We start from the raw sequence: 11,794 nt of genomic DNA on the forward strand, positions 1-11,794 counted from the left end.
CAATCGGCCCAAAGAAGACATCCAAAACCGTCCCGTAATGCTGCAGTTGCATCCCTCATAAGTTGTCATTCGTTTGGCGGGTCGTGGTCAGACCAACGCTTCGATCTGTTTGGCTTCAACCATCGCACTGATTTCAGTGTAAAGGTTGACGGGCTGTCCTGGCGCGGAAATCGAAATCACCAACGCATAGCGCCCCTTGTCATTGAAACGCTTCTGCCCTGAATGGGTCTTCCACCACCCGGTGACAGGATAGATCGCAATCGCGTCGTGCAACGCGAGGTCAATCGCCTTGCCCCGCCACAGGTCACAGTGGAGCGAACCGGCTTGCACCGCTTTTGGGCCGAGGAGCCAACAATCCTTTTCCGTCTCTGCAGGCGGGGTGCCCTTTTCCTGATGCCCAGAAACGCGCCGTAGGAACTGTTGTTTTGTATCCGAGCGTTTCTTCATGGCAAATCGAAGCCCGAACGAACGGTAAGTCTCGGGGCGGGTTGCGGCGCGGCCAGAAAGATTCGGCTCAATGAAATAGGAAAGAGTTACCTTCATCATGACAATGCCATTTTCAATCTCTTCCAGGGCTGCCTTCGGCCACGGGAGGTCATAAAAGTGCATTTCGTTGAAAACTGGCGGGCCGCCTGCATCACTGGGGGCGAAGGGCTGAATCGGAGCCTGCGCAACAAGCGTCACATCGTTCTGCGCCGAGAACACGGCTCGTTGAAGGTTCGGAACACCATAACCGAACTCACGCAGGGCCTTTTGCTTCTTTCCTTTGCTCCCGCCTTTCCAATGCGCACCGCGCGGACCAATAAAGTGCTTTCGGATCGGCTCGGGCCACGAGGCAGAATCTACAGTCAACGCCCGGTGCGTCTCGGGCCACAGATCAGGCAGGGCAGCCTGCAAGCCACCCACGAAATTCCCCGCCACCCCTGCAGCCGCACTGGTCGCCCAAAATGGCACAAGCGGTTGGTTGAACACATCGGAGCCGGGGGCAAGCAGTGATAAGGACGGTTGCCAAAGGCAGAAATTGAATGCATCAACCGACATGTTGCCAGCTTCGAACAAAACCTCGGGCTTGATCGGCGTCAAATCATTTGCAAGTTCTGTTGAGCCTAGGCTGAAAGGGCTTCGATGATTTGCCGGAACCGCCACACCAAGGCCCGGCGGCGTGACAGGAGGTGTTTCTTTTCGAGTAAACCCACCAATGGTGAGCGAATTCCAGCTTTGCGATGGGTCTTCTAACGGATGCGATTGAATTACGTCATCCAGCATTCCGCCGAGCATATTTCCGGCAGCAACCACGACCATGCGCTTAGGGCGTTCTGCGGCTTGGACCCCCGGCTCCTGATCACCGGGCATTGCCCCTGAGGTAATTTGATCTAGGGCTCCGCTCCAAGTTGACGGACGGTCGGGTGGGTAGAAACCAGATGAATTTGCGATACAAAAGGCCCGCCGCACATTCGGTCGCTCTACCTCGACAAGAGACACGGCACCCTCAGTGACCACACCACGATTGGGCGGTGCAGTATCCGCAAATCCGGGCGGCGGCAGGAGCTTCATTGACTCGACTGCATGGGAAAGCTCCACTTGCCGCATGTCGTTCATTAGGGCCTCTAAGTCCCCATAGAGCGCTAGTCCGGCCAGCGGCGTGCCGTGTCCGCCATCTGGATGGTGATCATCCGTCCCCCAAGCCGCATCATAGGCCCAAGCCCCCCGCAGCCCGGGAGCGATCAGCGGGTGCCCACCCGCAACACCAGTATCCAATGTGCAGACCGCATTTGCGTCCGCAGGCGGCGGGGTAACCCGATTCACAAGGTCGGCAACCCAATCCTCCGGTCCGACACCATTGCCCTGCCTGTCAAGGAAAGGCTCAATCGTGGCGGTTGACCTTCGCACTTCCACAAGCGCTCCCAGCACCCTGCCAGCGAAATCCGCTGCCGTGGCCGCCGATCCGTGCACGAAAAGAACGGTCGTATCCGGGAAAAAGAGGCGGTCCTGATGAACCTCAAGGTCTGCATGTTGAGCCGCCGCAGAGACACCTTCGGCTATATTCGCGCCACCGCGCACCCAGAGTTCCCACCAAACGGCATCGGAAGAATCGAAGTCCGCCGGACCAACGAAGAGGGATCGTGCCACTGCGGATTGGATCGTCTCAATCCGCTCAAATCGGTCAAGGTCCTGCCGTGCTTGGTTTCCAGGGTCTTTTCCATACCCCTGAAGCCTGCCCCGCAGAAAAGCACGGGCATCATCCGGTACAAAAATGAGGGCGCTTTCCGTTCGGTCGTCTCGCCGATCTGATCGAAGCACCACCACATCTTCCTGCGGAAACTCGAAGTTCTTAGGCAGTTTCACCGCGCCAGAGCGGGCAGATTGCGGCGGCATGGTGCCCACTTCAACAATCTTCCCGGGCTTCAGCCCCTCGACGGGCAAACGGTTGTCGTGCCCCGCCCCAGGTATCTCACCCAACGCGGCAGCCAATTGGTCGAGAAGGTTCTGGGCGTGTGCCGCGTAATCTTCCCGAAGCGGCTTCTTGTCCATCTTTTGCTTCGGGTAGGAATAACCAACCTCGTCCCGGAACACGTCGAACGGGATGTGCACATGCTTACGCGCGTCGAAATCACTTTGATCCGCCATCAGACCCTGCTTCCAATTTTATTGGGTTCACCATTCACGCTCTGCGTGCACGGCTATAGGTTCGCGCCTTTGCGAAACTTCCCCTTAAGGGTCTGGCGATCATGCAGGGCCGAGCGCAGGGAGTCAGCCGAAATCTTTGTCACGCCGTCAATAATTGCGTCCTTCACCACAGAGTCCGTGGCGCGTACAAGCTCGCCCGGGCTCAACCCGGCCAATGCCGGCTCCAATGAGGACCAAGACCTCGCGCTCAACTTGAACTTGCCAAGCCGCTTTTCAATAATCGCCCGCGCCGCTTCAGTTTCAGGCAGCGAATATTCCACCACCTCGTCAAACCGGCGAGCCAAGGCCTCGTCTAGAATTTCAACATGGTTTGTCGCGGCCAGCACAACGCTATCCGTCGAATTGGGTTCTTCCATGAATGCGAGAACCGAATTCAGGACCCGGCGAATTTCGCCAATGTCGTTCGGATCACCTCGGCGAGCGCCTATAGCGTCGAACTCGTCTAGAAGATACACACCACGCATCTGGGCAATTTGATCGAACAGAATCCGGAGCTTGCCTGCGGTCTCCCCGAAGAACCGGCTGAAAAGGGACTCAAGCCGAACGGTGAACAAGGGCAACCGAAGCTCACCGGCCAACGCCGAGGCCGTCATTGTCTTGCCCGTTCCGGGAGGCCCAACGAGAAGCAAATGGGTTGTGGGCTTCTGACCGAATTGACGCAACGTGGCGCGTTCTTCTTGCTGACGGACCACACGGGCGAGTCGGTTCCGCACATCGTCGGCCAGCACCATGCTGCCCAAGGTAATCTTTGGGAAAGTGCTCTCGACAAGCCCCTGAAGTTCGGCCCGTGGGCGAGCCATCGGAATCGGCGTCTGTACCCCTGTCGGAGAGCCAAGGCGCCGCCGATCGCGCGCCTTCTGCACGACACGCTTTAGCTTCTCCGCGTCATCGGCCCGCCCCTCGCGCGCCTGTTGCGCGGCGATCTGCAAAGCCACTGAAAGGAACTGATCTTCGTCGCCCTCGATGTGCGAATTGAGGAGGGCAAGAATCTGTCGTGTAGTCATCACCTACTCCTCCTTTTCGAAAAAGCTCATTGCGCCAAGGCCTGCGCCGAAATCAAGATGACGGTTCACCTTGCGAAAGCTTCTACCTCAAACGGTGAATCTGCACCATCGAAAAGGTCTTGGAGCGGCTCCAGAACTTGAGCGAGTGGCGATAATGTGTTCAGTGCGGTCGCTTCAATCTCGAATGTCGGCAATAGCTGAACTCCCTCCGATTTTTCGCTCCCGCGGCAAACGGCAGCTTCCCGCCCATCACGTCGAATGCCTGGACAAGCAATCCCTATAGTCGGCAGCGTAGTCCCTGCACATCAACCGTGGCCAGAGCCTTACGGCCTCCCCTGCTCGGCTTCGCGTGTCGCAGGGGAGAACGGCCCTTCGGTCCGTCGCGCATTCGGCCATGCGGCCTCACCGCGGCGTCGCACCCGGCATCCCGGTTTGCCCGCCTCGCGAGCACGTCCCTCCCCGGCCGCTCCGCCGGATTGCGCTCTGGTCTGTTTTGGCCTGAGACCAAAACGATCCCGCCGCTTCATCCGTCTTCCGCGTCCGGTCGGGCCGTTTGCCTGCTCGGGTCGGGCAAACCTACCGTCAAAACACACACACATGAGTGCGGAAGCATATCCTCCGGATGGCCCCCAAATCAGCCCGCGTCAAGGATCGCAAAACTTTTCGGCGAGGGCGGGGCCTGTGGCGGGGGCGGTCCCGTGCGCGAGCGCGCGCATGTGTCGGGTGCTGCGCGCGGAAAACTTTTGCGCCCGGCAAGCCGGCGGCTGCGCCGTCCCTGACCCGGGCAGATTCGGAAACCAGGCATTCGGCCATGCCCCCACACTCACGTGGTGGCCTTGCAACTGAATACTGGAGACCAGACATGGCTTACGACACTGCAAACACCTACGAGACCATAGAGCTTTTCGGACTGACCGAGAAGGACGCGCAGCTGCCGATCCCGGAAGATCACATCCTGACCGACCGCATCATCCGCGAGAGCTTTGAGGCTTTGCTCGGTCAGCTGCGCGGGACCGGGCTTGAAGCAGAGATCGAACCGCTGGCCCATGGGCTCGCCACCATCCTGCAGCGCCGCAAAGTGGCGCTTGGCAAGGAGGTCGACCGCACCGCCGACAAGATCGGCGCGCTGGCAAAATCCCACGACGGATCGGAGATCGCCGAGACCGCGCTCGAAGAGGCGCAGGCCCGCTTCGTGCAGCTGCGCGAGATCGTCAGCGCCATTGAGGTGATGAGCGAGGCGGCGGCGGAATGCTACGAGATCGAAACGGGCCACGCCTTCATCCCGGCAGCCGGGTCGCGCGCAAGCGTCCGCGCGCGAGAGACCGGGGCGGTCTTCGAGGCGCGGCAGCTCCTGGAGCAGCACGACCGCGAGACTGCCGAGAAATCGAAAGTCGAGGGGGTTCCCCTGATCGTCTCAGGCGCCACCGACTGGACCGATGTCGATGTGATCTTCAACACGCTCGACAAGGTTCGCGAGCGCATCAAGCAGAACCGCAACCAGGAGATCTTCCTCTGCCACAAGGGTGGCAAGCACGGGGCGGAGATGATTGCGGCTCGGTGGGCCCGGGCACGCGGGGTCGCGCAGGCGCGCTTCGATCCGCGCTGGTCCGCGCATGGGCGGGCGGCACCGTTCAAGTGCAACGACGAAATGCTGGACGACAAGTTCGCGGCGACGGGGGTTGTACTCTTCGGCGGCAACGGGGTCGCGCTGAACCTCGGGCAGAAGGCGGAAGCGAAAGGTCTGACGGTCATGCGGGTTGCGGACCCGGCGAAGAAGGCGTCGCAGGATTGAAGAGAGGGGGCCGCGCTTGGCGCGGCCCTTTCGTCATGTCTCATGGCGCGTGCGATCGGTCACGCGTGATCGGCAGCTCGCGGCGTCCAGCACCGTTATCCCTCTACCCAGTCCGTCAGAGTGCGGCCCATCCGCATCGGTACGGGTTGGGGATGGTGCGCACCTCACGCACATCGTCAGCATCGCAAGACACGAAGGCTCGAAACGTCGCACTTGAGGCTGAAGACTTGTGCGTCCCTCGGGTGGTGTTTCGGAATATCGCATCCACGCGGGCGGGCTCCGTCAGCACCCCGGCCAGGCTCGGCGGGACGCGGACGCGGATGGTGGCGGCTGCGTGATGGCAAGGGTCATCCGGGTCTCTCCTTTTTGCTCATTGATGTGGATCGCACGGGGTCGGCCCAATCGTGCCCTCAGCTCACGCTTCGGCAAGCACAAATACGGCTTCCACGGCTAGCCGCGGACCCTCCGCATTTGCGCTTGCGACCGGGCCTCTTGCCCCGTGCCGGGTGATCCCCATCGCAACAAGGAGTAACCCAAATGACCAACCACTACGTCGCCACCGTCCCCGTCAAGTTCACCGATACCGATGGCCAGGAGCGCACCCGTTTTCAGCGCGTGGGCGCGATGTTCCGCAACACCCGCAACGGGGACGGCTCGGAGTTCTTCAGCCTCAAGCTCGACTTCCCGGTCGCGGTCTCGGAGCTGGTGATGTTCCCACCGAGCGCGAAAGATCCCCAGGACTAAATCCTCTGACGAGGATGGGCCGTCCCAGGACGATCTTGGGGCGGCCCGATCCCTGTTCCAGGGATGCCGGTCGCTGCGCGTTCAACGGACGCACTCCGCCCGGAATGATCAGGTAGCGACAGACCGGCCAGTCAGCCTCAAGGGGGCCATCCACAAAAACCCATCGGCCAGGGCCTCCCGGTTTTTGCGGCAGAGATTTGGGGGCCCAAATCTGGCCCTCCTTGACCCTGCCTGTCCGCCCTGTCGGTGGGGTTTGCGCCCGCCCGCGGTTCCGTCCGAACACTTGGCGTTCGGCCAGAGCCTCGGGCGGGGCTGGCGGACGGGACCCCTAGGACAGGTAGGTCGCCCGGTGGTGAGGGCGGCAGAGCCGCGTCCCTGCGGGCCGCGGCGTGAAGCGGACACCAAGGCTGCCTGAGACTGAATGCGACGTAAGTATATAATTGACAGCTAGGTATATTATCGTAAGGTAGGGGCAGCCTTGATGGAAGGTGGCAGGAAATAGGGGGTCTTTCTTCCGCATGTCCCGAACGAAACGCCTGACAGAGATGGAGAAGATGCAGATCGTCCGCGAGGCCGCGGAGGGTGTGTCGACGTCCGAGCTGGCTGCGAGGTTCGGTGTTACATCGCGCGCCGTGCGCTACGTCTTGAAAGCCGATGCCGAGCGCCAGACGGATGCCGCAATTCCGGTCTCAGCGATCAGTGTGAAGGTCACGGCTGCGGAGCTTGCGGCGCTCGACGAGGTGCTGGCCGAGGCCGGAATCGAGAGCCGTGCCGAGGGGCTGCGGCGGCTCATTCAGGCGGCGGGTGGGGTGTTCGTTCCGGACGCGCAGATGGCGGCCGAGATGGCGCGCTACCGCGCCTCGCTGCACGAGGTCGGCAATGGGGTCGCGCAGATTGCCAAGCAGATGACGCAGGCCAACCGGCGGGGGCAGGGGGCTGGCTCGGAGTTCACCGAATTGCGCCTCGCGCAGATGCGCGGGCTGGCGCGGTTCATCCTGGATTCTGCTGACGAGATCGATCTGCTTCTGCGCCGCCGTCGGGACGCAATGCAGCTGCAGGCCACGGCCGCGCTGAGGGAGTTTGCCCATGCGGCTGAATGATGCCGTCCATGCCGTCACGGGCGAGGTCTTTCGGGATGGCTGGAGCCGCGTCCGGGGCTCGATGCAAGGGCTGCACGTGGCCAAGCAGAGCCAGCTTGTGCGCGCGGCAGCCGGGCATCGGCCAGCGGTCTTCAAGGCGATCCGGGGTGGCGGTACGCATACCAAATCACAGCTCGCAAACCAGCTCGACTACCTTACCACCAAGTCCACACATATCGTGGACAGTAGCGGGTTCCTGGATGGCAAGGCGAAGCTCGAGGCGGGTGACATCAAGGACCTGACGGAGCGCTTTGCCAAGCGGTGGGATGCGGGCTTCAAGCCCAAGCTCGGACAGACCACCCACATGCTCATGTCCTTCCCCATCGGCACGCGTGGGGAGGATGTGCGCGACATCGCGACGGACGTGGCCGAGCGGTTCTTCCAGACTGATAAGGGGCATTTCGACTACATCATCGCGGTGCATGAGGACCGCGATCACCCCCATGCGCATCTGGTGCTGAACCGCCGCTCGCAGGAAGGCGAGTTCTTCTTTCTGGGGCGCAACCACCGCTTCAACTACGACGATTTCCGCCTCGCCATGGTCGAGGAGGCGGAGAAGTACGGCGTGCGGCTGGAAGCCACGCGGCGGGTGGAGCGCGGCGTCGTGCATTACCCAGCCCGCACCAGCGAGGTTTATGCGGCGAAAGAAGAGGGTCGCGCGCCCCGCGAGCGCGAACGCGTGGGGCAGGACCTGACCCGGACGCTGGCGGAGATCGCCAACACCAGAACCGTCTACCATTCGCTTGCCGCAGAGGCCTCCCGGGAGGCCCGGGAAGACATCGCCGCGGCACTCTTCCGCGCGGGCGAGGTGTTGGCGCATAGCGGACAGGTGGACCGAACAGGAGATGTGTATATGGCCGAGGATCAAAGTTTCGAGGATCTGAGAAGCCTCTATGCGGAAAAGCTCGCGCGGGTGCAGGGCATGATCGCCGAGAAGTCTGACGCGGAACGTCCCGTGCTGGAAAAACGTCTCATCGAGATCCAGACGCAGGTCCAGCACATGCAGCCTCTCGGTTTGCGATCATCCGCGCTGTCAGAGACCCCCTCGGAGGGCGGGATCTATTCCGAAGCCAATATTGACGCCAGCCAGCGCGAGCGTCTGGCAGAGCCCGATCTGAGATCGCGCATTGACGCGGCACTACACGGCACCGGGATCAGCACATCGGAAGTGGTGGCCCGGATCGAGACGGGCGCCTCAAATGCAGCGCTGGAGCATCAATGGATCGCCAATGATCTCTCCAAGATGGCCGAGGCGCGCGATCTGAACCTCGAACGCCGCGCCGATTTGGAACAGGCGCGCGACATTCTCAATGATGTGCATGTCGCGCTTGGCACGCTCCTGGAACGGGAGAACGTGCTGCGCCGGGATGGCGTCATGGAAGCGGAACCGGTCAGCGAGCGGTTCCATTATCACCGGGACGCGGTCCGGGCGATGGAAGGGACAATCCGTCAGGAGATGCGCGCAGACGGCCTGACAGTGCAGCAGATCGAGGACCGGGACTGGGAGGTTGTCTCACGGGCGGAGCGCCGGATCGAGACCGAGCAGCGCACGTATCTCGAAGCACACCCGGACCTGCTTGCACGCCCAGGCGATGTGATCGACCGGTCTGAGCCTTACAGGGAGACCATTACCGATGCGGCCCGCGCCAGCGAGATCACTCGCGAGGTCGACCGGATCATGGAGGGACGCGACGTCCGCACGCCCGTTGCAGATGCAGTCACGGATGACTTGCGCGCGCGCTATCCGGACATGCCGTCCCACCTCGCCCGTGGGCTCGGTGCGACCTATGCAGCCGTCGTCGAGATCCGGGACACGGAGGCCATCAATCAGGTCCGCCGCGAAACCGAGATGCGCGATGGGCTTGGGTCTGGAACGCGCGACACACTCCTCGCAGCCCGCGGTGAAACTGCTTCGCAGTCTGGCCGTACCGACCGCCTCGCAGACGAGATTGCGCGTGTCCTGGACCATGAGCGGGCGGGGGAGTTGTCCGCGCCTTTCGAGACCGAGGCGGAGCGGGACGCCTTCCGAACCGAGATCGCGCGGGTGCTGGATGACCGTCAACTTGAGCGGCTCACATCCGGTGATGCCGATGCGCTGGAAAAGGTTCTCGAGGACCGCCTCGACCGGCTCTATGTCGCCAAGGTCTATCTGCAATCCGATGCCGCGACGGCCAACACGGAGGCCTTGCGCCAGGTGGTCGATGATCTTGCCGACACCGAATATGAAAAACACCGCACCACAGACGTGGATGGCGAGACCGAGCGGGGACAGGTCCATTGAGCGCCGCCATGGGAAAAGCGCGGATCGCCACGGGCGTCCTGCTTGTGACGCTGGTGACCGGGGCCATGGGCTATACCATCGCCTCGGCGGTGCTGACTTACCAGGATCTCGGCTTTGGGGCCGAGATCGACTTTGCATATATCGCGCAGAACTATCTGGCGATCCTGGACCGCCGCCCGGAGGACGCGCAACTTATTCACCTGATCATCGGCAGCTTCGCCGCCGCCGGCCTGATGCTGAGCCTCGCCCTCTCGGGGTCCGCTCTGACAGGCTTTGGCCAGACCCATTGGCAGACCGCGCGCGAGATGAAGGCCAATGGGTTCTTCGGGGCGCCAGGGACCGGGTTCATCCTCGGCAAGCTGGGGACGCCGGGCTCCCGCGCCAATTACATTTGCTCGAAGGTTTTCCCGCATGCGCTGATCGTGGCGCCCACGGGCCGCGGCAAGACCACGGGCTTCGTCATTCCGAACCTGCTGACCTGGCAAGGCTCCGCCGTGACGCTCGATGTGAAGGGCGAGTGTTTCGAGGCCACGGCCCGGCATCGCGCAGCCCAAGGCGACAAGGTCTATCGCTTTGCCCCCACCGATTGGGAGGGCAAGCGCACGCACCGCTACAACCCGCTCCTGCGCATCTTTGAGCTGAAAGATCCCGCGCGCCAGCAGATGGAATTGCAGCTCCTGGCGACGCTCTTCCTGCAGAGCGACAATGACCGGGTGCAGGGCCTGCTCAAAGGCGGGATCGATCTCTTCGTGGCGGCGGGTCTCTTGGCCTTCCAGCGCAAGCGCCCGACCTTGGGCGAGATCTACCGCATTGCCGCGTCGGGGGGGAACAAGCAGAAGGAATACTTCGCCCGCGGCCACGAGGTGGATAACAGGGCCGCCAAGCTGATCTTCACGCGGCTGGCCTCGACCAACAACGATACGCTGACCTCCTATGTCTCGCTCCTGATGACCTCGGGGCTGGACCAGTGGCAGAACCCGGCCATCGATGAGGCGACGGCGGTGTCGGATTTTGATTTCCGCACGATCCGGAAAAAGCCCTTTTCGGTCTATCTCGTCGTCCAGCCGCTGATGGTGAAACCCCTCGCGCCCCTGATCCGGCTCTTCTTCTCCGATCTCCTCTCCGCCATGCAGGAAAAGGATCCCGGGCCGGATGAACCCTGGCCCGTGATGATCATGCTCGACGAGTTCAATCGTCTCGGCAAGATGCCCATCGTGGTCGAGAGCATCGAGACCCTGCGCACCTATCGCGGCCATTTGGCCGTGGTCACCCAAACCATCCCCGCCCTCGATGAAATCTATGGCGAGAACACCCGCCGCGCCTTGCAGGGCAACGCGGGCGTCAAGCTTTACCTGACGCCGTCGGATGAAAAAACCGTCGAAGAGCTGAGCAAGGCGGTCGGCAAGACCACGAAAACCGTCGTCACGCGCTCGCAGTCCATCGGCAAGAACCCCTTTGAAGGGCGCAGCCAATCCACACGGACCGAAGAAAGCTCTCTCCTGCCCGAAGATGAGGCGCGCCGCCTACCGCTCGACGAAATCGTCATGGTCATCGATGCCCAGATGCCCGTCCGCGCGAAGCGGATCCAATATTTTGACGATCGGCTGTTCAAGGCGATCCACGCGGCGCAATCAGGCGAGTTGCCGTTTCCGAAGCCGGGGGACAGGGGACCGCAGGGCACGCTGCCGCTGAGTGTGCGCGCCATGCCGATGACGCCGCCGTTGGATGTGCCAGGGGGAACAGAAGCCGATGTGGAGAGGGCAAGCCAGGCTGGCGATGGTCAACCGTCAGGCCAAGCCGACGCCGCTCCAAAGAAGACCGCGCCTGTCGTTCACGCCGTTATCGCCGAGGAACAGCGACAGATAGAGATGGATTTTGAGAGCCGGGTTGCAGATGCCGAGACAGTGGGCGTGGATGATGAGGCCCAGATGCGCTCTGCAGTCGATGGCTTGGACGACATGGAAGCGATGCTGCGGGAGGGGGATGGCGAAAAGCTGGTTGCTCGATAAGGAGGCGGGCATAGCGGGGACTATCCTGAATTTTGTGCCCTGACGTGGTAACTGCTCGAAGAGGAGACCCACGTATGAGCATCGATAAAGACATCTTGGACCGATTGATGGAAGGCCGCGCGCCTGGTGATTTGTTT

General features: G+C 62.0%; 7 protein-coding genes. 5 read left to right on the top strand and 2 right to left on the bottom strand.

Annotated elements, in window-relative coordinates; all coding sequences use genetic code 11:
• Positions 1-87 precede the first annotated feature (87 nt).
• Together ACSR1C_RS17605 and ACSR1C_RS17610 are read right to left on the bottom strand one after the other, a co-directional pair.
• On the bottom strand, positions 88-2,628 hold the full coding sequence (locus tag ACSR1C_RS17605) for a S8 family peptidase (protein WP_054540635.1): 2,541 nt from the start codon (positions 2,626-2,628) through the stop codon (positions 88-90).
• Between the two features lie 53 nt (positions 2,629-2,681).
• Entirely contained in the window at positions 2,682-3,692 is a 1,011-nt protein-coding gene (locus ACSR1C_RS17610) for an AAA family ATPase (protein WP_054540636.1), read from the bottom strand.
• Between the two features lie 862 nt (positions 3,693-4,554).
• Between ACSR1C_RS17610 and ACSR1C_RS17615 the strand changes: the two genes are divergently transcribed.
• From ACSR1C_RS17615 to ACSR1C_RS17635, 5 genes are all read left to right on the top strand, one after another.
• Positions 4,555-5,484 (top strand): DUF2493 domain-containing protein, encoded by a 930-nt coding sequence (locus tag ACSR1C_RS17615; protein WP_460260487.1) that lies wholly within the window; start codon positions 4,555-4,557, stop codon positions 5,482-5,484.
• A 537-nt stretch (positions 5,485-6,021) separates the two neighbouring features.
• A complete protein-coding gene (locus tag ACSR1C_RS17620; protein WP_007120662.1) occupies positions 6,022-6,228 on the top strand; it encodes a hypothetical protein in 207 nt (68 codons plus the stop codon).
• A gap of 518 nt (positions 6,229-6,746) precedes the next feature.
• Positions 6,747-7,328 carry a helix-turn-helix domain-containing protein gene (locus ACSR1C_RS17625; protein WP_460260486.1) on the top strand — a complete coding sequence of 194 codons (582 nt, stop codon included), beginning with the start codon at positions 6,747-6,749 and terminating at the stop codon, positions 7,326-7,328.
• Positions 7,315-9,648 (top strand): relaxase/mobilization nuclease domain-containing protein, encoded by a 2,334-nt coding sequence (locus tag ACSR1C_RS17630; RefSeq protein ID WP_460260485.1) that lies wholly within the window; start codon positions 7,315-7,317, stop codon positions 9,646-9,648. The genes ACSR1C_RS17625 and ACSR1C_RS17630 overlap by 14 nt, the downstream gene beginning before the upstream one ends.
• 8 nt (positions 9,649-9,656) lie before the next feature.
• Positions 9,657-11,657 (top strand): type IV secretory system conjugative DNA transfer family protein, encoded by a 2,001-nt coding sequence (locus ACSR1C_RS17635; RefSeq protein WP_054540640.1) that lies wholly within the window; start codon positions 9,657-9,659, stop codon positions 11,655-11,657.
• Positions 11,658-11,794: the final 137 nt, after the last annotated feature.

The sequence above is a fragment of the Actibacterium sp. D185-2 genome, assembly GCF_054954595.1.

Excerpts from the sequence above, each read along its gene's own strand:
- ACSR1C_RS17625 (WP_460260486.1), top strand. The coding sequence starts at position 6,747 with ATGTCCCGAACGAAACGCCTGACAGAGATGGAGAAGATGCAGATCGTC.
- ACSR1C_RS17620 (WP_007120662.1), top strand. The coding sequence starts at position 6,022 with ATGACCAACCACTACGTCGCCACCGTCCCCGTCAAGTTCACCGATACC.
- ACSR1C_RS17610 (WP_054540636.1), bottom strand. The coding sequence starts at position 3,692 with ATGACTACACGACAGATTCTTGCCCTCCTCAATTCGCACATCGAGGGC.
- ACSR1C_RS17635 (WP_054540640.1), top strand. The coding sequence starts at position 9,657 with ATGGGAAAAGCGCGGATCGCCACGGGCGTCCTGCTTGTGACGCTGGTG.
- ACSR1C_RS17605 (WP_054540635.1), bottom strand. The coding sequence starts at position 2,628 with ATGGCGGATCAAAGTGATTTCGACGCGCGTAAGCATGTGCACATCCCG.
- ACSR1C_RS17630 (WP_460260485.1), top strand. The coding sequence starts at position 7,315 with ATGCGGCTGAATGATGCCGTCCATGCCGTCACGGGCGAGGTCTTTCGG.
- ACSR1C_RS17615 (WP_460260487.1), top strand. The coding sequence starts at position 4,555 with ATGGCTTACGACACTGCAAACACCTACGAGACCATAGAGCTTTTCGGA.